The sequence below is a fragment of the Sphaerotilus montanus genome (assembly GCF_013410775.1).
Taxonomy (GTDB): Bacteria; Pseudomonadota; Gammaproteobacteria; order Burkholderiales; family Burkholderiaceae_C; genus Sphaerotilus; species Sphaerotilus montanus.
This window is the reverse complement of record NZ_JACCFH010000001.1, coordinates 4,732,630-4,753,684: the sequence shown is the minus strand read 5'-3', so window position 1 is coordinate 4,753,684 and position 21,055 is coordinate 4,732,630. Positions and strand designations below refer to the sequence as shown.

The following is a 21,055-nucleotide window of genomic DNA, read 5'->3' as shown; positions in this document are numbered from 1 at the left end:
TACCGGGCGAATACGGCAGGTGGTATTCGGAATTTTCCGATCGGGTGCCGGTGCGGAGACGGGGTCAGGTGGCCGCTGTGGCGGACGGTGTCGACCGCTCGCGGGGACAGGCCGGCATGACGTAGGTGCGCGGGCCCGCGCACCGCCGGTACAGCCGCTGCTCCGCGTCCAGCGGCTCGAACCGGTGGTGCTGGTCGTGCACGGTCTCCGAACTGCCCAGCAGCAGCACGCCGCCGGGCCGCAGGCTGTAGTGGAACAGCGGCAGGATCCGCTGCTGCAGCGGTTCCGAGAAGTGCATCAGCAGGTTGCGGCAGCTCATCAGATCCATCCGGGACAAGGGGGGATCCGCGGTCAGGTCGTGCCGCGCGAACACGATGGTGTCGCGGATGGAGGCCGCGATGCGGTAACCCCCGTCCTGCTGCACGAAATGGCGTGCCAGCCGCACAGCCGACAGCTCGTCGGCGAGCGAGGGCGGAAATGTGCCCGCGCGCGCCCGGTCGATGGCGTCCTGGCTCAGGTCGGTGGCAAAGATCTGCAGCGTGCAGCGTGCGCGTTCGGGCGTCGCGTCGACCACTTCGCGAAAGGCCATCGCCAGGCTGTAGGCCTCCTCGCCGGTGGAGCAGCCGGCGACCCAGGCCCGCAGCACGTCTCCGTCGGCATGGTCGGCCAGCAACCGGGGCAGCACGGTGTCGCACAGGGCCTGCCAGACGGGGGTGTCGCGGAAGAAGAGGGTCACCCCGATCAGCAACTCCTTCGACAGCAAGGCCACCTCCTGGCTGCTGTGGCGCAGCAGGCGGGCATAGTCCTGCAGCGTGGGCACGCGGTGGATGTGCATGCGCCGTTCGAGGCGGCGCAGCAGCGTGCGCTGCTTGTAGAGTCGGAAGTCCGGCTGGCCGTGCGCGCGCAGCAATTCCAGGACCGTGTTCAGGCCGAGCGGTGTCGCCGCCACCGGTGCCGGTGGCCCGGCGGTCATGTCAGCTCGCCGGGCTGGGTCCCATGGTTCCAGTCGCCGTGCTCTTCGGCATCGGCTGGCGGCAGCAGCAGCCCATGCTGGATGGCGTAGCGCACCAGCGCCGCGGTGCTGGGGGCCTGCAGCTTGTCCATGATGCGGGTCTTGTGCGTGCTGACGGTCTTGATCGACAGGTGCAGCGCTTCGGCGATGTCTCCGGCCCGCTCGCCGGCCACGATGCGGCGCAGGACCTCCATCTCGCGCTCCGACAGTCGGGCATGGCGTGGCACGTCCACGCTGCCGTTGAGCTGCTGCACCACCCGCTCGGCCAGGCTGGTGGTCACATAGGTGCCACCATTGGCCACCTTGCGCGCGGCCACCACCAGTTCTTCGGCCGCGCTGTCCTTGGTGACATAGCCATTGGCGCCGGCCTTGAAGGCGCGCAGGGCATATTCCTCCTCGGCGTGCATGCTCAGCACCAGGATCGGCAGCCGTGTCGATTCGGCCCGGATGCGGCGGATCAGCTCCAGTCCGCTCATGCCCGGCATCGACAGATCGACGATGACCAGGCCGCAATCCTGGTGCCGCAGGTTGTCCATGGCCCGGAATCCGGAGCTTTCCTCGGTGATGTTCCAGCCTTCGCGGGTGGATTCGAGGATGCGCTTCAGGCCTTCCCGCACGATGGTGTGGTCGTCCACGAGCAGGACACGCAGCCCCGGTTCATGCAGCGTCGCATTCATGGGGTTTCCTTCTTCCTGGTCTGTTTCAGCGGCAGGTGCACGGTGATGCGGGCACCACCGCCCGGCGGGTTGTCCAGATCGAGCTGGCCGCCCAGCATGATCGCCCGCTCGCGCATGCCCAGCAGGCCGTAGCGACCGTCCTGGCGCATCGACCGGTCGGGGAATCCATGGCCGTTGTCCCGCACCGTCAGGATCAGTTCGTCCGCGCTCTGGCGCAACTCGATCCGGACATCGGTGGCATTGGCGTGGCGGGCCACGTTGGTCAGCGCCTCCTGCACCATGCGGTACAGCGCGATGTCGGCACCCGGTCCCAGCGGCGGGTCCTCGGTGCCGAGCTGCACCGTCACCTCCATGTCCATGCGCCGGGCGGCGTCGCGGGCCAGCCATTCGATCGCGGCGTTCAGCCCCAGGTCGTCGAGCATCAGCGGACGCAGGTCGGCCGCAATCCGGCGCAGTGCCGCCACGGTGCTGTCCACCATCTCCAGCATGCTGGTGATGCGTCCGTTCCCGCCGGGACCGGGCGTTTCGGCACGCAGGCCGAACAGCTCCATCTTCATGGCGGTCAGGCGCTGGCCCAGTTCGTCGTGCAGTTCGCGGGCGATGCGGCGGCGTTCTTCCTCGCGGGCCTCGACCACGCTGGCCGCCAGCCGGCGCAATTCGACCCGGTGCAGCGACTGCTCCCGGGCCTGGCGCTGGCTTTCCGTCACGTCGATGATGACCATCTGCAGGACGGTCTGCCCGTGGTCCGGCAGGGCCGATGTGGCGATGTCGACCTCGCGGGTCTGTCCGTCGGGGCGCAGCAGGGTGCCGCTGACGACCGCGGGCGTGGCGCTCTTCACCGGTCTGGCTGACTGCAGATGGGACCGCAGCGGTACATGCCCGCTGGCATGCAGCAGGGTGTAGATCGACCGGCCGATGAGCTGTGCCCGGTCCGACACGCCGAACAGATGGACGGCGGCGCGGTTGGCATACACCAGCTGCTCGTCATCGACGATCCAGATCGCCACCGGCGTCAGGTCGAGCACGGTGCGCACCCGCTCGCTCAGCATCGCCACCTCGCTGCGCAGGCCGTGCTGGGTACTGAGGTCGCACATCATCGCCATGAAGCAGGTGTGGCGTTGCCCGTCGAGCACCAGTTCCAGCCGGGACACCACCACCTCGACAGGAAACACCTGCCCGTCGGCACGCAGGCCTTGCAGGGCTTCCCCATGCAGGGGCGCGCGCTCGGCCTGCTGCGCCGCGGTGAAGTGCTGCACATGCTGGTCGTGGACGTCGCGCAGGCCATCGGGAATCAGACATGACAGCGGCCGGCCCAGCAGGTCCGGCTGGGCATGCCCGAACATCCGCGCGGCCGCTGCATTGATGGCGACGATGCACTGCCGCGCGTCCACCAGCACGACCGCTTCGCGCGAGGCGCCAGCGACCATCTCCGAAGGTAGATCGAAGAACCCGTTCGACAGTGCGGCGGCTGGCAGGGCAGTCATGGCGCTGGATTGTTGTTCAGTACCGTGGAGGGTACCAGTCGGAGTCAGTCTGTTTCTTGCCTTGTATCAAACTTCAACAAGGATCGAGGGTTGACACGGGGCCGGACTTTCCCGCGGTGCCCAGGAATCCAAGGTCCCGTCGCCCGGTTCGGTGCAGTCGGACCAGTGGTATCATTGCCTCCAATGTTCAAGCATTTAATGCTTGTAAATCAAAGAGTTAGATAATACTTCTCCGAGATGCGCCTGAATTCGATCAAGCTCTCGGGCTTCAAATCCTTCGCCGATCCGACACATTTCCAGCTGCCCGGCCAGCTCGTCGGCGTCGTCGGTCCCAATGGCTGCGGCAAGTCCAACATCATGGACGCCGTGCGCTGGGTGCTGGGCGAATCGAAGGCGAGCGAGCTGCGCGGCGAGTCGATGCAGGACGTGATCTTCAACGGCTCCGGCAACCGCAAGCCCGCCAGCCGCTCCAGCGTCGAACTCGCCTTCAGCAACGATGCCGGCCGGGCGGGCGGCTCGTGGAACCAGTACGCCGAGATCGCCGTCAAGCGCGTGCTGACCCGCGACGGCACCAGCACCTACTACATCAACAACCAGCCGGTGCGCCGCCGCGATGTGCAGGACGTGTTCCTCGGCACCGGTCTGGGCCCGCGCGCCTACGCCATCATCGGCCAGGGCACGATCAGCAAGATCATCGAGTCGCGCCCCGAAGAGCTGCGGCTGTTCCTGGAGGAAGCGGCCGGCGTGTCCAAGTACAAGGAACGCCGCCGCGAGACCGAGAACCGCCTGAAGGACACCCGCGAGAACCTGACCCGCGTGGACGACATCCTGCGCGAGCTGACGACCAACCTCGACAAGCTCGAAGCCCAGGCCGAGGTCGCGCTGCGCTACCGCACGCTGCAGGACACCGGCACGCTGAAACTGCACCAGCTCTGGTTCCTGAAACACCGCGACGCCACCAGCGAGCGCGAGCGGGTCCGGCTGGCCGAGCTGGCGGCGACGAACGCGCTGGAGCTGCGCATCGCCGAGCTGCGCCAGACGGAAGCCGAGCAGGACGCGCTGCGCCAGTCGCACTACGACGCCAGCGACGCGCTGCACGCCGCGCAAGGCGCGCTGGCGGAGGCGTCGATGCAGGTCAGCCGGCTGGAGGAGCGCATCCGCCACGTCGTCGATGCGCGCCAGCGTGGGTTGCAGCGACAGGCCGAGATCGCCGCACAGACGCAGCAATGGACGCTGCGCCGCGAACACGCCGAGGCCGAGCTGGAAACGCTGGCCGAGCAGCTCGCCGAAGCGGAAGAGCAGGGCGAGATCCTGGCCGCGCAGGTCGAAGAGCGTTCGATGGCCTTGCCCGCCGTCGAGGACACGCTGCGCCAGGCCAGCCAGCGCGCCGCCACGCAGCGCACCCGCGCGAGCGAGGTGCAGCAACAGATCCAGCTGCTCGCCGCGCAGTCGCGCCATCTGGACGAGCGCGGCCGCGAGTTGCAGGGCCGCCGCGAGCGCCTGTCCGCCGAGCGCCGCCAGCTCGGCGCACCCGACGACCACCGCCTCGACGACCTGCGTGCGCAACTCGCCCGAGCGCAGGAGGTGCAGGAACTCGCCGATGCGCGCCTGCACGAGCTGTCCGAACTGGTGCCGACGCTCGACGAGCAGCGCCGCGGCCAGCAGAGCGCGGCCAATAGCGAATCTGCCCGCCAGTCGGCGCTGACGGCGCGGCTCGACGCGCTGCGGGCGCTGCAGGAAAAGGTGCAGACCGAAGGCAAGCTGCGGCCCTGGCTGGCGCGGCACGGGTTGGAGGGTCTGCAAGGGCTGTGGCGGCGCATCCACATCGAACCCGGGTGGGAAACCGCGCTCGAATCGGCTTTGCGCGAGCGGTTGCAGGCGCTCGAAGTCGGGCGGATCGAGACGGTGCGCGGCTTCGATCTGGATCCGCCGCCGGCCAAGCTCGCCTTCTATTCGCCGCCGACCAGCGCGATCGCCAATACGCATCGCACGCTGCCGCGGCTGACCGACCTGCTGCGCGTGGGCGATCCGGGGCTGGTGGCATTGCTCAACGACTGGCTCGAAGGCGTCTACACGGCGGCCAACGTCGAGGAAGCGCTGGCGCTGCGCAGCCGGCTGACCCATGGCGAGCTGATCCTGACGCCGGCCGGGCACGCGGTGAGCGCTTACGCGGTGAGCTTCCACGCGCCGGATTCAGAGCAGGCCGGCCTGCTGGCGCGCGCGCAGGAGATCGAGAACCTCGAAACCCAGGTCCGCGCCCAGGCGCTGATGGCCGATGAGGCCCGCAGCGCGCTGGTCCGCGCCGAAGCCGCTTACACCGACGCGGCGCAGCGGCTGGCCGGCGCCCGCCGCGACGCCGCCGACAGCCAGACGCGGGCGCACCAGCTGCAGGTCGAGGTGCTGCGCCTGACCCAGCAGGCCGAGCAGGTCACGCGCCGCCGCGACCAGCTGGACACCGAACTCGCCGAGGTCGATGCGCAGCTGGAAGAACTCGAAGAACGCCGCCTGACAGGCGAAGCGCGTTTCGAGGAACTCGACCTGCAGCTCGCCACCGAGCAGGAGCGCCACGCCGAGCTGGAAGACGCGGTGATCGCGGCCGAGCGGCGGCTGGCCGATGCCCGCGAGCAGTTGCGCGGCCTGGAGCGCACGGCGCAGGAGTCGCAGTTCGCGGCCCGGTCGTTGCTGGCGCGGCGCGGCGAGCTGCAGCGTGGGCTGGAAACCGCCGCGCAGCAGCTCACCGTCAACGAACGCGCGCTGGAGCAGCTCGCCGCCGAACTCGCCGGGCTGGACGACGCCGCGGCCGAAGGCGGGCTGCAGGAGGCGCTGGCGCTGCGCGTCGAGCGCGAGCAGGCGCTGTCGTCCGCCCGCCAGACCTGGGACGACCTGACGCAGCAGATGCGCCGCGCCGACGAGCAGCGCGCCGCGCACGAGCGCAGTCTGCAGCCGCTGCGCGACGAGATCACGAAGCTCCAGCTCGAAGCGCAGGCCGCGCAGCTCGGCGGCGCGCAGTTCCTGGAGCAGCTGCAGGCGGCGGCGGTCGACCTGGACGCGCTGGCCGCCGGCATCGCGCAGGACGGTGTGCGCCTGCACGGGCTGCAGGGCGAGATCGACCGCATCCAGCGCGAGATCAACGCGCTGGGCGCCGTGAACCTGGCGGCGCTGGATGAGCTGGGCGCCGCCCGCGAGCGGCGGCAGTTCCTCGACATGCAGGTCGCCGACCTCACCGAGGCCATGCAGACGCTGGAGGCCGCGATCCACAAGATCGACCTGGAGACCCGCGATCTGCTGAAGGCCACCTTCGACCAGGTCAACGACGGCTTCGGGCGCATGTTCCCGAGCCTGTTCGGTGGCGGTCAGGCCCGGCTGGTGATGACCGGCGACGAGATCCTGGACGCCGGCGTGCAGGTCATGGCGCAGCCGCCCGGCAAGAAGAATTCGACCATCCACCTGCTGTCCGGCGGTGAAAAGGCACTTACCGCGATCGCGCTGGTGTTCGCGATCTTCCTGCTCAATCCGGCGCCGTTCTGCCTGCTGGACGAGGTGGATGCACCACTGGATGACGCCAATACCGAGCGATATGCCCGTCTGGTCCGTCAAATGTCGTCCGGTACGCAGTTTCTTTTCATTTCGCACAACAAAATTGCAATGGAGATGGCCGAACAATTGATCGGCGTGACAATGCAGGAACAGGGTGTGTCGCGCATCGTCGCGGTGGACATGGAGGCAGCAGTCTCACTGGCTGAGCTACCGTGAGGGTGGCGACACACTGTTCAGGCCATGACCAGGAACCCGGGGACCGATGAATTCATTGCAAGTATGGTTGGCCATCGTCGGAGGGCTGGTGCTCGCCGCTGTCGTCGGGCATGGCGCCTGGCAGACCCGCCGCGCCGGGGGCAAGACGCGCCTGCCCAAGCCTTCCGCGGCCGATGCCGCCTCGCCGGGGGCGCCGGATGCGGCCCTGGCTGCTGTCGCGCCACAGCCGCTCCACCAGGAACCGAGTTTCGATCCGGACCATGCGCCGACCGAGCCGATCCCGCTGGAGGACGCGCCGGTGGCCGCCTCCGTCGAGGCCATCGAGCAGCGGCTGGTGGGTGTGCCCGCGGCGCTGAATGTGCCGGTACGCCGGCCCGCGGCTGTGTCCCGCATCGATCCGCTGATTGACGCGGTCGCCCGGCTGGTTCCCGAGCAGCCCTTGTCTGGAGAGACGGTGCTGGCCCATTGGCCACCGTCGCGTCGGGCGGGTGGCAAGCCGTTCCTGATCGAAGGCTGCAACAGCCAGACGGGCGAGTGGGAAACCCCCGTCGCCGGCCAGACCTGCAGCGAACTGCGCGCGGGTCTGCAACTCGCCAACCGGCTCGGCGCCGTCAACGAGATCGAATATTCGGAGTTTGTCCAGATCATCCAGCGCTTTGCCGAGCCGCTGTCGGCCGAGGCCGAGTTTCCGGACATGCTGGATGTCGTGGCCCGGGCACGTTCGCTCGACCGGGTGGCCGTGCACCACGACGCGCAGCTTGCCATGCGGCTCACCGCGCGCCAGGGCCAGTGGCCGGTGAGCTGGATCCAGCAGCACGCGGCCCGCCACGGCTTCGTCAGCGGGCCGGTGCCGGGCAAGCTCATCCTGCCGGGCCGCGAAGAGGATGCGCCGCCGGTGCTGGCGCTGGTGTTCGATGCCCAGGCCGCGCTGGCCGAGGATCCGGACCAGTCCTGGGTGTCCGAGATGTCGCTGGTGTTCGACGTGCCGCAGACGCCGCAGGCCGAGCAGCCCTTCAATGCCTGGTGCGCTTCCGGTCAGGCGCTGGCCATCGCGCTGGATGCCGACGTCAACGACGACGAGGGCCGCGCGCTCAATGCCGGGGCGTTTGCGCTGATCCGCGAGGATCTGGACGGCCTGTACGCCAAGCTGGCGGAATACGAGCTGGCGGCAGGCTCGCCCGCGGCGCGGCGCCTGTTCAGCTAGGCGACCGCCGGATTCACCTGCCGCGGACGCGCGCCTACACTGGCGCGCATGTCGCAAACCGATCTCTTCTCGTCGCCGCCGGACCTCTCCTCCGGCCCCGATTCGCAGACCCTGCAGGCGGTGGCCTCGCCGGCCGAGCTGGCCGCCGAACTGCGCCGGCAACTGCACCACCACGCCCACCGCTACTACGTGCTCGACGCGCCGGAAGTCCCCGACGCCGAGTACGACCGCCTGTTCCAGCAGCTCCAGGCGATCGAGGCCGCGCACCCGGATTTGCGCACCGCGGATTCCCCGACGCAGCGGGTGCTCGGGCAGGTGCTCGACGGATTCGCCGCGGTCCGCCACGCCGTGCCGATGCGCTCGATCCGCACCGAGACCGACACCGAGGCCACCGGCGCCAGTACCTTCGATGCCCGTGTGCGGCGCGAACTGGCGCTGGGCGAGGATGCGCCGCCGCTGCGCTACGCCTGCGAGCTGAAGTTCGACGGGCTGGCGATCAACCTGCGCTATGTGGACGGCGTGCTGGTGCAGGCCGCCACCCGCGGCGACGGCGAAAGCGGCGAGGACGTCACCCAGAACATCCGCACCATTGGCCAGATTCCGCTGCGCCTGCGCGACGGGCCGGGTGGCCTTCCCGCCGTGCTGGAGGTGCGTGGCGAGGTCTACATGCGCCGTGACGACTTCGACCGGCTCAACGAACGCCAGCGCGAGCGCATCGCGCGTGGCGACAAGGGCGAGAAGACCTTCGTCAACCCGCGCAACGCCGCCGCCGGTGCGGTGCGCCAGCACGACCCGGCGCTGGCGGCCGAGCGTCCGCTGAGCTTTTTCGCCTACGGGCTGGGCGAGGTGCAGGGCTGGGCGCTGCCGGGCACGCACAGCGGGGTGCTCGATGCGCTGGATGCCTTCAGCCTGCCGGTGTGCGCCGAGCGGGCCGTGGTGGTGGGCGCGGACGGTCTGGCGGCCTTCCACCAGCGCATCGGTGCGCAGCGCGACCAGCTGCCCTTCGACATCGACGGCGTGGTCTACAAGGTGGACGACCTGGCCTTGCAGCGGCAACTCGGCTTCGTCAGCCGCGAGCCGCGCTGGGCGGTGGCGCACAAGTACCCGGCGCAGGAACAGATGACCACCGTGCGCGAGATCGACATCCAGGTCGGCCGCACCGGCAAGCTCACCCCGGTGGCCAAGCTGGAGCCGGTCTTCGTGGGTGGCACCACGGTGAGCAACGCCACGCTGCACAACGAGGACGAGACGCGCCGCAAGGACGTGCGCACGGGCGACACCGTCATCGTGCGGCGGGCCGGCGACGTGATCCCGGAAGTGGTCGGCGTCGTGCTGGAGCGCCGGCCGGCCGACGCGGGCGAGCCGTTTGATCTGTACAGGCGCCTCGGCGGCCATTGCCCCGTCTGTGGCAGCGACATCGTGCGCGAGGAGGGCGAGGCCGACTGGCGCTGCACGGGCGGTCTGTTCTGCCCGGCGCAGCGCAAGCAGGCGATCCTGCACTACGCTGGCCGGCGCGCGATGGACGTCGAGGGGCTGGGCGACAAGGTCGTCGAGCAGCTCGTCGATGCGGGCATCGTGCGCACCTTGCCGGAGCTGTACACGCTCGGTGTGGCCAAGCTCGCGGCGCTGGACCGCATGGGCGAGCGCAGCGCGCAGAACCTGGTCGATGCACTGGAGAAGAGCCGGCACACGACGCTGGGGCGCTTTCTCTACGCACTGGGCATCCGGCACGTGGGCGAGGCCACCGCGAAGGCCCTGGCCCGCCATTTCGGCAATATCGACCGCCTGATGGACGCCACGGTCGAGCAGCTCACCGAGGTGGCCGACGTCGGCCCGGTGGTGGCGCAAAGCCTGCGCACCTTCTTCGACCAGCCGCACAACCGCGAGGTGGTCGAACAGCTGCGCGCCTGCGGTCTGACCTGGGACGAGCACGACGGGGTGCCTGACGCCGGGCCGCAGCCACTGGCCGGATTGACCCTGGTCCTCACCGGAACGCTGCCCACGCTCGGGCGCAACGAGGCCAAGGACCTGATCGAGGCCGCCGGGGGCAAGGTCAGTGGCTCGGTCTCGAAGAAGACGCACTACGTGGTCGCGGGGGCCGAGGCGGGTACCAAGCTGGAAAAGGCTCAGGCGCTGGGTCTGTCCATCCTGGACGAGGCGGGCTTGCTGGCGCTGATCGGCCCCGGCCGCGTGGCGGCCGGGGTGCCGAATGCTGCTTAATTCGCAATAATGAAAATGTTCAATTCATGACCACCTGAATAGAGGGTGTGTTCGGTTCTACGCCGGTTCGAGAATGTGTTTCGTCGGGCAGCAGGATCCGCTGGACCAGTTGGCCATGCAGGGCATGGGTGGCTCATCTGGCGAGACTGTTCGACGCGACAAGACCTAAACCTATATTGCGTGGAATCGATGCTGAACAAGACAACTCGACTCCTGGGGCTGGTGGCCCTGGGTGTGCTGACAGGGTGCGGTGGTGGAGGCGGTGGTGGTGGTGCTGCTGAGGCGCCTGCTGAATCGACCACGGCCGTGATGACCAAGCTGCAGACCGGCGGCGCCGTGCTGTCGCTGGACCGCTCCACTGCAGTGGCGGGGACCGATGCCAATGGCGACGGTGTGCGCGACGACGTCACGGCGTGGATCGGCGCCCAGACCGCCTATTCTGGCGATCTGCCGAAAGCGGCGGCCCAGCTGGCCAAGGCCTACCAGAGCGTGCTGACCGTGACGCTGACGGATGATGCCGCGGTGCGTGCGGCGCGTCTGGCGTCCAGCGATGCGGTGGAATGCATCATGCAGAAGGCGCCGTCGATCGAGGCTGGCTACAAGGCCGTGGCGGACCTGCGCCGCGTGACGGTCAACACCGATGCCCGCGTCAAGGCGTACCTCTCGTATGTCGAGCTGGTCAATGACACCGTCGTTCGTGCACCCCAAGGAGACGGCTGTGTCTGATCGCCGCAATACCCCCGCATTCATCCGCCCGCTGACGGGCACCGCGCTGGGCCTGGGCCTGCTGGCTGCCAGCACGCTGGGCGTGGCGCAGACGACGTCGAACATCTGCGAACCGGACGGCGGTTACGTCGTCGCCTACTACAACGGCACCTTCGCGATGCCCGAGGATGCCGATGCCCAGCGCGCTGCGCTGCGCATCGCGCGCCATGGCAAGTACGCGGGCGCAACGGAGACTGCGACGACCACATCGGGCAAGGCCGAGCCGGTTCGCTATGAAACCTTCTACAGCACGGCCGGCACCGCCAGTGGTGCAACCGAGTCGCGTTTCCAGGCGCTGGCTGCCGAGTACCGCAAGCTGCTGGATGGCGCGCTGACCCAGAACTGGGAGTACTTCTGGGACATGGCGTCTGGCAGCATCGACAACTGGTCGGTGCTGGCGGCCAAGTCCGGCGACTCCCGCTTCCTGGCGATCACCTCCGCCTATCCCGCCACGGTCACCAGCCTGAGGGCCAAGGCGAACACCGATCTTGAGGCTGAATTGAAGGTCAGCACGACGATGGCAGCCCGCCAACTGGCGCGTGCCCAGGCGCTCTACACCGAGCGCCAGAAGCTGCTGATGGTGTCGTTCTCGCAAGGCGCGTTGTTCGCCGACAAAGCATTCGCGAAGCTGGGTTCACCGACAGACAAGACCGTGCTCAAGCAGGAATTGTCGACATTGCCGGCGGTTTCGCTCCAATCCTCGCTGACAGCTTCAATGGTGGCGCTGACCATTCCTACACCTGCGCAGAACCAGGGCTTCTTCACCGCGACGTTGTCGTGGGCGGTACCCGCTGCTGCGATTGGTCAGAAGCTCAATACCGTCACGGGTCTGATGGAGGACATCCAGAATGACTTTGACCTGCAGGTCATTGAGCCGTCTGGAGACTATGTGCACTTCACCGATACCGGTGACGTCGGCAAGGGTGGCGGCGGTGCGACGCTTGTCGGCACCTCTGGCTTCTTGGATGCGGATAGCCGAACTGTCGGACCGGAGCACTACTACGCATCTTGCGACGAGAGCAAGCTGCGCACCGGCAACTACTGGGTTGCCGTCACCAAGGTGCGTGCACCGATTCCGGCCCAGACCTTCGTGACGCTGCAGATTGCGTTTGCCAAGTCGGGTGAGGTCTATACCAAGACCTGGAATTACAACGACGTCCCTGGTTTCATCCAGAAGGACAGGCTGACCTTCCCCGTCAAGGTGACGGTCAAGCAGTCGACCGATGGCAAGTGGACCGCCGAGATCGTGCCGTACGAGCCTGTGGCTACATATGCGTCCACATTGACGCCCGCCTGATCACGTTCTTGCATGAAAAAAGCCGCAGCAGACGCTGCGGCTTTTTTATGTCCTGTGTTTGTTCAGAGTTCCTGGTCCAGTGCCCGCGCCACGCCCAGCAGCGCTGGCGACACGCTCGCATCGATCACGAACACCGGCATCTGCGCCAGATAGGCCTGGAAACGGCCCTTGGCCTCGAAGCGCTGGCGGAAGTCCGAGCGGTCGAAGGCCTCGCCCAGCCGCGGCACGATGCCGCCGCCGATGTAGACCCCGCCCAGCGCGCCCAGCGTCAGCGCCAGATTGCCGGCCACGCTGCCGAGCAGCGCGCAGAAGTGCGCCACCGCCTCGCTGCAGCGTGCGCAGTGGCCGGTCAGTGCGCGCGAGGTGACATCGGCGGGGCTGAGCGCCTCCGGCGTCACGCCGTCCAGCGTGCACACCGCGTCGTACAGCGCCACCAGCCCGGCGCCGCTGATGGCCCGCTCCGCCGAGGCGTGGCCGTAACGCTGCGCCAGCAGGGCGATCAGCGCCGCTTCGCGCGCGTTCGTGGCCGGCAGCGTGACGTGGCCACCTTCGCCGGCCAGCGCCACCCACTGCGTCCCCGCCGGCACCAGCCCCGACACGCCCAGCCCGGTCCCCGGTCCGATCAGGGCCATGGCCGCGTTCGCCCGCGCGGCACCGCCGCCCACCTGCCGCAGCTCGTGCGGCTGCAGCGACGGCAGCGACAAGGCCAGCGCCGTGAAATCGTTGATCACCACCAGCCGCTGCAGCCCAAGTTCCACCTGCAGGCCCGAGATCGAGAACTGCCAGTGGTGGTTGGTCATGCGCACCTCGTCCCCGGTGATCGGGTTGGCGATGCCCATGCCCATGGAGCCCGGCTGGCCCCGCCCGAGGTCGGCCAGATAGGCCCGCACCGCGTCGGCGAGCGTGGCGTGGTCGGCGCAGGGCAGGGTGCGCACGGCGTCGATGGCGGCTCCTTCCTCGGCGATCCAGCCGAAGCGGGCGTTGGTGCCGCCGACGTCGGCCACGAGACGGGGAAAGGGCGAGCGAGTGGTCATGGCAGGCTGGGGCGAAGGGGGGAGTTTCAATGGGAGACGGCGCGCATCGTAGCGCGCCGTCGGTTTCTCGCCTACGTCAATCCGGCTCAGTCGGCCAGACGCTTCTGGCTCTCGGCGTCGAACAGGTGCACATCGTGCGTGCCCCAGGCCAGGTGGACGCGGTCCCCCACCTGGTAGAGCACCTTGCCCGGCGAGCGCACCACCAGCATGCCGGCCGCCGTCTGGACGCTGACATAGGTTTCCGGGCCGGTCGGCTCCAGCATGGTGATCTCGCCGGCCACGCCGCTGTCGGCGAAGTTCAGCGCCTCGGGACGCAGGCCGTAGATGACCTTCTGGCCGGGCTTCGTGGCGGCTTGCTGCGCGGCGCTGGTCGGCAGCGTAACGCCCTGGGCCACGACACCCTGCGCGCCAGCCTGCGCCTGCACCATGTTCATGGCCGGCGAGCCGATGAACTCGGCGACGAACACCGTGGCGGGGCGGGCGTAGATGTCGTCCGGCGAGCCGAACTGCAGCACCACGCCGTCCTTCATCACCGCGATCCGGTCGCCCAGCGTCATGGCCTCGACCTGGTCGTGGGTCACGTAGACGGTGGTCGTCCTGGTGCGCTGGTGCAGCAGCTTGATCTCGGCGCGCATCTCGACGCGCAGCTTGGCGTCGAGGTTGGACAGCGGCTCGTCGAACAGGAACAGCAGCGGATCGCGGGCCAGTGCGCGGCCCATCGCCACCCGCTGGCGCTGACCACCGGACAGGGCGCCCGGCTTGCGGGCCAGCAGGTGCTCGATCTGCAGCATCTTGGCCACGCGGGCCACGGCCTTCTCGCGCTCGGGCTTGGGCACCTTGCGCATCTCCAGGCCGAAGGCGATGTTCTCCGCCACGTTCATGTTCGGGTAGAGCGCGTAGCTCTGGAACACCATGGCGATGTCGCGGTTCTTCGGCAGCTCGTGGGTGACGTCGCGGTCACCGATGTGGATCGTGCCGGAGGTGGGGGAGTCGAGGCCGGCGATCATCGACAGCAGCGTCGACTTGCCGCAGCCGGACGGCCCGACCAGGATCAGGAACTCGCCCTTGTCGATCTCGAGGTCGATGCCCTTGAGGATGTGCGTCTCGCCGTAGCTCTTGCGGACGTTGCGGATGGAAAGTGCGCCCATGATGAATAGATCCTCTTAACCCTTGACGGCGCCGGCGGTCAGGCCACGCACGAAATACTTGCCAGCGACGACGTAGACGAACAGCGTCGGCAGCGCGGCGATCATCGCGGCGGCCATGTCGACGTTGTATTCCTTGACCGAGCTGGAGGTGTTGGCCAGGTTGTTCAGGCCCACCGTGATCGGCTTGGAGTCCGCGCCGGAGAAGACGACCCCGAACAGGAAGTCGTTCCAGATGTTGGTGAACTGCCAGATCACCGTCACGACCAGGATCGGTGCGGACAGCGGCAGCACGATGCGCCAGAAGATGCGGAAGAAGCCCGCGCCGTCCAGCATCGCCGCCTTGATCAGCTCGTCCGGCAGGCCCAGGTAGTAGTTGCGGAAGAACAGCGTGGTCGATGCCAGGCCCATCAGCACGTGCACGCAGACGAGGCCCCACACCGAGTCCGACAGCCCGATCCAGCCCAGCACCTGCGACATCGGCAGCAGCACGACCTGCAGCGGCATGAACACGCCGAACAGCATCAGCGAGAAGAACAGCTCGCTGCCCTTGAAGCGCCACTTCGTCAGCACGTAGCCGTTGAGTGCCCCGAGCGTGGTCGAGATGAGCACGGCCGGGATGATCATCGTCATCGAGTTCCAGAAGTAGGGCTGCAGGCCGCCGCAGTCGGTGCCGGTACAGGCGGTGGACCACGCCTTGCCCCAGGCGGCGAAGTTCAGCCCCGCCGGCAGCGACAGCAGGCTGCCGCCGCGGATCTCGCTCATGTCCTTGAGCGAGGTGGCCAGCATGACGTAGAACGGCAGCAGGAAGAAGGCCGCGAACAGCGCGAGCAGCGACCAGATGATGAGACGGTGAACGTGTTTCATGGTGAGTCCTCGTTTCCCGTCGCCTCAGCGGCGTTGCGAGCGCAGTTCGCTGTAAAGGTAGGGCACGACGATCGCTGCGACGGTCGCCAGCATCACGGTGGCGGACGCGGCGCCCAGTCCGATCTGGCCGCGGGTGAAGGCCATCGTGTACATGAAGGTCGCGGGCACGTCGGTCGCGAAGCCCGGGCCGCCTGCCGTCAGCGCCATCACCAGGTCGAAGCTCTTGATCGCGATGTGCGCCAGCACCATCAGCGTGCTGAAGAACACCGGTCGCATGCTCGGGATGATGATGCGCCAGTAGACCTGCGGCAGCGTCGCGCCGTCGATCTGCGCTGCCTTGATGATCGAGTCGTCGATGCCGCGCAGGCCGGCCAGGAACAGCGCCATCACGAAGCCCGCGCTCTGCCAGACGCCGGCGATGACGACGGTGTAGATCGCGTAGTCCGGGTTGACCAGCCAGTCGAAGGTGAAGTTCTCGAAGCCCCACTGGTGCATCAGGTGCTCGATGCCCAGGCCAGGGTTCAGGATCCACTTCCAGGCGGTGCCGGTGACGATGAAGCTCAGCGCCATCGGGTAGAGGTACACCGTGCGCAGCACGCCTTCGACGCGGATCTTCTGGTCCAGCAGGATCGCCAGCAGCAGGCCGACCGCCATCGAGCAGCCGATGAACAGCGTCGAGAAGATGCCGAGATTTTTCAGCGCGACCATCCAGCGCTCGGACGCGAACAGCGTCACGTACTGCTGGAAGCCGACATATTCGTAATTGGGCAGCAGTCGCGAAGCGGATACCGACAGGTAGCCGTTCCAGGCGATCAGGCCGTAGATGAAGAGAAACGAGAGGATGAAACTGGGCGCCAGAACGATCCGGGGCAGCCAGTGATCCAGGCGCGCAGCAGCGCTGGGGGAGGCCATGTCGTGAGTCCCGCGAGTGAAAACAAAGCCACCGGTTTTCAGGCCGGTGGCTCGGGTTGCCGTGGCAGCGAGTGCCGGGCGTGCTTACTTGGTCTGGGCGGCCGTGGCGATCTTGGCCATGGCTTCAGCGGCCGTCATCTTGTCGCTGTTCCAGTACTGGCTGACAGCGTCCTGGATCGCGCCGGCGGCTGCCGACGGAACGGCCATGCCGTGGGCGACGGACGGCACCAGCGCGCCGGTCTTGGCGGTGTCCACGAAGTCCTTGGACGACAGCTTGGCGCAGTCGTCGAACTTGGCCAGGTCCATGTTCAGGCGAACCGGGATCGAGCCCTTGTTCAGGTTGAACACTTCCTGGAAGTCGGTGGACATGATCGCGGCGGCCAGGTCCTTCTGGGCCTTGACGTTGGCGTCGTTCTTCAGCTTGAACATCGCGAACGAGTCGACGTTGAAGGTGAAGGACTTGGCGGTGCCGGGGGCGGCGGCGCAGACGAAGTCCTTGCCCGGTGCCTTGCCGGCGGCGATGAACTCGCCCTTGGCCCAGTCGCCCATCAGCTGCATGCCGGCTTCACCCTTGATGACCATCGCGGTCGCCAGGTTCCAGTCACGGCCCGGGGCGTTCTTGTCGGTGTAGCTGTGGACCTTCTTGAAGGTGGTCAGCACTTTTTCCATGGTCGGGCTCTTCAGCGAGGCCTGGTCCAGCTGCACCAGGGCCTTCTTGTAGAACTCGGCACCACCGACGCCCAGCGCGACGCTTTCGAACGTGGTGAAGTCCTGCCAGTTCTGGCCACCGTGGGCGATCGGGATGATGCCCGCGGCCTTCAGCTTGTCGGCGGCGACGAAGAACTCGTCCCAGCTGGTCGGCACCTTGGCGCCGGCCTTCTTGAAGGCTTCCGGGTTGGCCCACAGCCAGTTCACGCGGTGGACATTCACCGGGGCGGCGATGTAGTTGCCCTTGTACTTCATGACGTTGGCGACCACCGGGGGCAGCAGGCTGTCCCACTTCTCGGCCTTGGCCACGTCGTCGATGTTGGCCAGCACGCCTTCGGCGGCCCACTCTTGCAGCGACGGGCCCTTGATCTGGGCCGCGGCCGGCGCATTGCCCGACACGACGCGCGACTTCAGCACCGTCATGGCCGAGTCACCACCACCACCGGCCACCGCGAAGTCTTTCCAGGTGTGGCCCTTGCCTTGCAGCGTGGCCTTCAGTGCGGAGGCGGCCTTGGCTTCGCCACCCGACGTCCACCAGTGCAGCACTTCGACTTCGCCCGCCTGGGACAGGCCGGCCATCGTCAGACCGGCTGCAACAGCCAGCAGGGTGCGCGCGTGGCGGCGGGTCATCTCCATCTTTTTCATATGCACTCCGGATTCAATCAGTGGTGAGGGTGTGAACGAGTCCGAAGATTAATAAAGATTTAAAAAATTAACAGTAGGTGAAATCCCTGAAGGAACTTCGGGCCGCAGCCCTGCTCCTGCTCCTGCTTCTGTCCCAGGCTAGGTGGCCGGCAGCCGGATCTCCACCCGCAGCCCCCGCGGCAGCCGGGAGGCCACACGGACCCGCCCCCGGTGCCGCTCGACGATCTCCTTCACGATGGCCAGGCCGAGGCCGCAGCCACGGCCCTCGTTCGTGCCACGAAAGAAGCGGTCGAAGACCTGCGTGTGCATCTGTGTTGGCAGGCCGGGGCCGGTGTCATCGACCTCGACCACCGCCATGTGCGGCTGATCGCTGTCGATGGCCGGCTCCTCGCGCACCCGCACGGTGATCTCGCTGCCCCGTCCGGCGTAGCGGATGGCGTTGTCGATCACATTAACGATGGCTTCACGGATTAACAGCGCGTTGCCTTCGATCGTCACCGCCGGTTCCGGCAGGTCATCGCTGTGCCCGTCGTCGTCCAGTCCGAGGTCGATGCCGTCGTTCAGGGCGCGGGGGACCAGCTCGGCCGTGAGGTCCTGCACCAGCCGGCGCAGGTCGAAGCGGCTGCGGCCGAGCGTGGCCAGCGACTCCGGCTCGGCCCGCGCGAGCGTGAGCAGCTGGGTGACGAGGTGGGCGCTGCGCGTGGCGCTTTCGCGCACCATCTCCAGCCGTGCGCGCAGTGCGGGGTCGATGGTCTCTTTCAGGGCCAGTTCGGACTGGCTCTTCAGCCCGGCCAGCGGCGTGCGCAGCTGGTGGGCCGCGTCGCTGATGAAGCGCCGCTGCTCGACCACCGAGGCATGCACGGCCGCCAGGAGCGTGTTGACGGCCGCGGCGAGGTCGCGCACTTCCTCGGGGGCCGAGTGCAGCTCGATCGGTGCCAGATCGTTCGGTCCGCGGCCACTGACCGCTTCACGCAGCCGTGCCAGCGGCGCCAGCCCCGTGCGCACACCGGCCCAGACCAGCCCGGACATGGCCAGCACCAGCAGCGACAGGGGCAGCACCGTGTCGATGAGGATGTCGCGTGCCAGCGCTTCGCGGCTGACACGGCTCTTGGCGACCTGGACCATCATCTGGCGCTGCTGGTTCGGGTCCCCGTAGTCCAGCAGGATGGCGGCCACGCGCACCTGCACCATGCCGTCCGGCGACTCGACCTGGCCGTCGTAGAACGTCGGTCGGTCCGGGCGCAGCGTGACGGCCTGGTGGGGGGGCGGCAGCTTGTGGTTGCCCAGGATGAACTCGCCTGGCGGGCTGCTGACCATGTAGTAGACGCGGTCGTCCGGGTCGGCCTCGATGATGTCCTTGGCGGCGCGCGGGAAGTCGACGAACAGGCCGCTGTCGATCGGCTTGACCTGTCGCGCCAGCGCGCGCGAGGACAGGTAGAGCCCGTGGTCGTTGGCCCGGTCGGCGTAGCGCACGGCCACGTTGTAGGTCACGGCTGCGGCCGCCAGCCACAGCACGAGTTGCGGCAGCAGCAGCCAGGCCAGCAGGTGGCGGCGTAGCGAGCGGCTGCCGGGCGAGACCACCGGCAGTCGGTTGAGCAGGGGTTGAAGCAGGTTCAGCATGGCCGCGCAGTGTCGCCGCGATGCAGGCACACCGCTGGCGTTCAGTCCTGTGTTTCGAGCAGGTAGCCCAGCCCGCGCACGGTCCGGATGCCCACGCCCGAGCCTTCGAGCTTGCGGCGCAGGCGGTGGATGTAGACCTCCAGCGAGCTGGGGCCGCCACTTTCGGAGACATCGGTGGACCAGGCCTGCGCGATCTGCTCCTTGGTGATGACCTTGCGGCGCTGGCTCAGGAGCAGTTCCAGCAGCAGCCACTCGCGTGGCGAGAGGTCCACCGGCTGGCCGGCGATCGTCACCCGCCGGGCATCGCGGTCGAACTGGAGCTGGCCGACCATCAGCGCATCGGTCGGCTCGGCGGGCGTGCCTGCCGGAGGTGGTGGCTGGCTGCGGCGCAGCACGGCGCGGATGCGTGCTTCGAGTTCAGGGAAGTCGAACGGTTTGGTCAGGTAGTCGTCCGCCCCGGCGTTCAGTCCGGCGACCCGGTTGTGCAGGCCGTCCAGCGCCGTGAGGATGAGCAGCGGCAGGCCCGGTTTGGTGACCCGCACCCGCTGCACCACCGTCAGCCCGTCGACCAGCGGCAGGCCGATGTCGATGATGCCGACGTCGAAGGCCTGCCGTGTCAGCAGGTACTCCGCCACGGCACCGTTGTCGGCGACCTCGACATCGAAGCCCGCCGCGCGCAGGTTGGCACACAGTGCATCGGCGAGGATGGCGTCGTCTTCAGCGAGCAGGGCGCGCATGGGGTGGGCCGGCCGGTGTGGTTCAGGCGTCGGACGAGCCGACCATGACGTGGCTGAATCCGCCATCGACATAGGTGATCTCCGCGGTCATGCCGGCGGCCAGATCTGACAGCAGGAAGGCGGCGACGTTGCCCACGTCGTCGATGGTCACCAGGCGGCGCAGCGGGGCGTTCTGCGTGAAGATGTTCATCAGCTTGCCGAAGTCCTTGATGCCGCTGGCGGCCAGCGTCTTGATCGGACCCGCCGAGATGCCGTTGACGCGGATGCCCTGCGGACCCAGGTTGGCCGCCAGATAGCGCACGCTGGCTTCGAGCGAGGCCTTCGCCAGACCCATGGTGTTGTAGTGCGGGACGACCCGCGCGGCACCCAGGTAGCTCAGCGTCAGCAGCGCGCTGCGCTCGCGCAGGTGGGGCAGGGCCGCCTTGGCCATCGCAGGGAAACTGTAGGCCGAGATGTCGTGCGCGATGCGGAAGGCTTCGCGGCTCAGTCCGTCGAGGAGTTCGCCGGCGATGCACTCGCGCGGCGCGAAGCCGATCGAGTGCACGAAGCCGTCGAAGCCTTCCGGCCAGGCCTGGCCGAGGTCATCGAACATCTGCTGGATCTGCTCGTCGCTGCCGACATCGCAGTCGTGAATCAGCGAAGAGCCGAATTCCTGGGCGAATTCGGTGGTGCGGTCCTTGAAGCGTTCGCCGACGTAGCTGAATGCGAGTTCGGCGCCTTCGCGGTGGCATGCCTTCGCGATGCCATAGGCGATCGAGCGGTTCGACAACAGGCCCGTGATCAGAAGGCGCTTGCCTGCGAGAAAACCCATGAACTCTCCGAGAGATGTGGATCAGTTGGTGATCAGTGATCGAAACAACGGATTCTCGCACGCACCAGAGGGGCCGGTGTGCAGTGGTTGCCCGCGGGGCCTGCGTCGGGTATCATCGTGTTTTCGCTAAAACGCTGAATGGGCGGAGGAATCCAGCCCATTTT

16 protein-coding genes are annotated in these 21,055 nt (G+C 67.8%); 5 read left to right on the top strand and 11 right to left on the bottom strand.

Going from position 1 to position 21,055, the window contains the following annotated elements; translation table 11 throughout:
• Window positions 1–64 precede the first annotated feature (64 nt).
• From BDD16_RS21720 to BDD16_RS21710, 3 genes are read right to left on the bottom strand one after another with little or no spacing between them, the layout of a single operon-like run.
• A complete protein-coding gene (locus BDD16_RS21720; RefSeq protein WP_179635859.1) occupies window positions 65–973 on the bottom strand; it encodes a CheR family methyltransferase in 909 nt (302 codons plus the stop codon).
• Window positions 970–1,689 (bottom strand): response regulator, encoded by a 720-nt coding sequence (locus BDD16_RS21715; protein WP_179635858.1) that lies wholly within the window; start codon window positions 1,687–1,689, stop codon window positions 970–972. Before BDD16_RS21715 ends, BDD16_RS21720 begins: the two co-directional genes overlap by 4 nt.
• The gene (locus BDD16_RS21710; protein WP_179635857.1) at window positions 1,686–3,173 is read right to left on the bottom strand and encodes a PAS domain-containing sensor histidine kinase; all 1,488 of its coding nucleotides are present in this window, start codon (window positions 3,171–3,173) and stop codon (window positions 1,686–1,688) included. Before BDD16_RS21710 ends, BDD16_RS21715 begins: the two co-directional genes overlap by 4 nt.
• Window positions 3,174–3,410: 237 nt before the next feature.
• Between BDD16_RS21710 and smc the strand changes: the two genes are divergently transcribed.
• The 5 genes from smc (at window position 3,411) to BDD16_RS21685 (ending at window position 12,412) form a co-directional block, all read left to right on the top strand.
• Window positions 3,411–6,926, top strand: coding sequence for a chromosome segregation protein SMC (smc, locus tag BDD16_RS21705; protein ID WP_179635856.1), 3,516 nt, complete (start codon window positions 3,411–3,413; stop codon window positions 6,924–6,926).
• A 46-nt stretch (window positions 6,927–6,972) separates the two neighbouring features.
• Window positions 6,973–8,130 (top strand): cell division protein FtsZ, encoded by a 1,158-nt coding sequence (locus tag BDD16_RS21700; RefSeq protein WP_179635855.1) that lies wholly within the window; start codon window positions 6,973–6,975, stop codon window positions 8,128–8,130.
• 48 nt (window positions 8,131–8,178) lie between these two features.
• Window positions 8,179–10,350, top strand: a complete 2,172-nt coding sequence (gene ligA / locus BDD16_RS21695; RefSeq protein ID WP_179635854.1) for an NAD-dependent DNA ligase LigA — start codon at window positions 8,179–8,181, stop codon at window positions 10,348–10,350.
• A gap of 189 nt (window positions 10,351–10,539) precedes the next feature.
• Window positions 10,540–11,076, top strand: a complete 537-nt coding sequence (locus BDD16_RS21690) for a hypothetical protein (RefSeq protein ID WP_179635853.1) — start codon at window positions 10,540–10,542, stop codon at window positions 11,074–11,076.
• Window positions 11,069–12,412: a hypothetical protein gene (locus tag BDD16_RS21685; protein WP_179635852.1), complete on the top strand. Its 1,344-nt coding sequence runs from the start codon at window positions 11,069–11,071 to the stop codon at window positions 12,410–12,412. The genes BDD16_RS21690 and BDD16_RS21685 overlap by 8 nt, the downstream gene beginning before the upstream one ends.
• A gap of 62 nt (window positions 12,413–12,474) precedes the next feature.
• Here BDD16_RS21685 and BDD16_RS21680 read toward each other — a convergent pair whose 3' ends face one another.
• The 8 genes from BDD16_RS21680 to fabI form a co-directional block, all read right to left on the bottom strand.
• Window positions 12,475–13,446 carry a glucokinase gene (locus BDD16_RS21680; protein WP_179635851.1) on the bottom strand — a complete coding sequence of 324 codons (972 nt, stop codon included), beginning with the start codon at window positions 13,444–13,446 and terminating at the stop codon, window positions 12,475–12,477.
• 86 nt (window positions 13,447–13,532) lie between these two features.
• Complete coding sequence (locus BDD16_RS21675) at window positions 13,533–14,594, bottom strand: ABC transporter ATP-binding protein (RefSeq protein WP_179635850.1); 1,062 nt, start codon at window positions 14,592–14,594, stop codon at window positions 13,533–13,535.
• A gap of 15 nt (window positions 14,595–14,609) precedes the next feature.
• Window positions 14,610–15,458, bottom strand: a complete 849-nt coding sequence (locus tag BDD16_RS21670) for a carbohydrate ABC transporter permease (protein ID WP_179635849.1) — start codon at window positions 15,456–15,458, stop codon at window positions 14,610–14,612.
• Between the two features lie 24 nt (window positions 15,459–15,482).
• A complete protein-coding gene (locus BDD16_RS21665) occupies window positions 15,483–16,370 on the bottom strand; it encodes a carbohydrate ABC transporter permease (protein WP_179635848.1) in 888 nt (295 codons plus the stop codon).
• A gap of 84 nt (window positions 16,371–16,454) precedes the next feature.
• On the bottom strand, window positions 16,455–17,708 hold the full coding sequence (locus BDD16_RS21660) for an ABC transporter substrate-binding protein (protein WP_246332636.1): 1,254 nt from the start codon (window positions 17,706–17,708) through the stop codon (window positions 16,455–16,457).
• 153 nt (window positions 17,709–17,861) lie between these two features.
• Window positions 17,862–19,343, bottom strand: a complete 1,482-nt coding sequence (locus tag BDD16_RS21655) for a sensor histidine kinase (RefSeq protein WP_179635846.1) — start codon at window positions 19,341–19,343, stop codon at window positions 17,862–17,864.
• 41 nt (window positions 19,344–19,384) lie between these two features.
• A complete protein-coding gene (locus tag BDD16_RS21650; RefSeq protein WP_179635845.1) occupies window positions 19,385–20,080 on the bottom strand; it encodes a response regulator transcription factor in 696 nt (231 codons plus the stop codon).
• A gap of 22 nt (window positions 20,081–20,102) precedes the next feature.
• Window positions 20,103–20,891, bottom strand: coding sequence for an enoyl-ACP reductase FabI (gene fabI / locus BDD16_RS21645; protein ID WP_179635844.1), 789 nt, complete (start codon window positions 20,889–20,891; stop codon window positions 20,103–20,105).
• Between the last annotated feature and the right edge of the window lie 164 nt (window positions 20,892–21,055).

What these genes read in the sequence shown, in the direction of transcription:
- fabI (WP_179635844.1), bottom strand. Translation starts at nt 20,891, where the DNA reads ATGGGTTTTCTCGCAGGCAAGCGCCTTCTGATCACGGGCCTGTTGTCG.
- BDD16_RS21655 (WP_179635846.1), bottom strand. Translation starts at nt 19,343, where the DNA reads ATGCTGAACCTGCTTCAACCCCTGCTCAACCGACTGCCGGTGGTCTCG.
- BDD16_RS21710 (WP_179635857.1), bottom strand. Translation starts at nt 3,173, where the DNA reads ATGACTGCCCTGCCAGCCGCCGCACTGTCGAACGGGTTCTTCGATCTA.
- BDD16_RS21700 (WP_179635855.1), top strand. Translation starts at nt 6,973, where the DNA reads ATGAATTCATTGCAAGTATGGTTGGCCATCGTCGGAGGGCTGGTGCTC.
- BDD16_RS21660 (WP_246332636.1), bottom strand. Translation starts at nt 17,708, where the DNA reads ATGACCCGCCGCCACGCGCGCACCCTGCTGGCTGTTGCAGCCGGTCTG.
- BDD16_RS21665 (WP_179635848.1), bottom strand. Translation starts at nt 16,370, where the DNA reads ATGGCCTCCCCCAGCGCTGCTGCGCGCCTGGATCACTGGCTGCCCCGG.
- smc (WP_179635856.1), top strand. Translation starts at nt 3,411, where the DNA reads ATGCGCCTGAATTCGATCAAGCTCTCGGGCTTCAAATCCTTCGCCGAT.
- ligA (WP_179635854.1), top strand. Translation starts at nt 8,179, where the DNA reads ATGTCGCAAACCGATCTCTTCTCGTCGCCGCCGGACCTCTCCTCCGGC.
- BDD16_RS21670 (WP_179635849.1), bottom strand. Translation starts at nt 15,458, where the DNA reads ATGAAACACGTTCACCGTCTCATCATCTGGTCGCTGCTCGCGCTGTTC.
- BDD16_RS21650 (WP_179635845.1), bottom strand. Translation starts at nt 20,080, where the DNA reads ATGCGCGCCCTGCTCGCTGAAGACGACGCCATCCTCGCCGATGCACTG.
- BDD16_RS21720 (WP_179635859.1), bottom strand. Translation starts at nt 973, where the DNA reads ATGACCGCCGGGCCACCGGCACCGGTGGCGGCGACACCGCTCGGCCTG.
- BDD16_RS21675 (WP_179635850.1), bottom strand. Translation starts at nt 14,594, where the DNA reads ATGGGCGCACTTTCCATCCGCAACGTCCGCAAGAGCTACGGCGAGACG.
- BDD16_RS21680 (WP_179635851.1), bottom strand. Translation starts at nt 13,446, where the DNA reads ATGACCACTCGCTCGCCCTTTCCCCGTCTCGTGGCCGACGTCGGCGGC.
- BDD16_RS21690 (WP_179635853.1), top strand. Translation starts at nt 10,540, where the DNA reads ATGCTGAACAAGACAACTCGACTCCTGGGGCTGGTGGCCCTGGGTGTG.
- BDD16_RS21715 (WP_179635858.1), bottom strand. Translation starts at nt 1,689, where the DNA reads ATGAATGCGACGCTGCATGAACCGGGGCTGCGTGTCCTGCTCGTGGAC.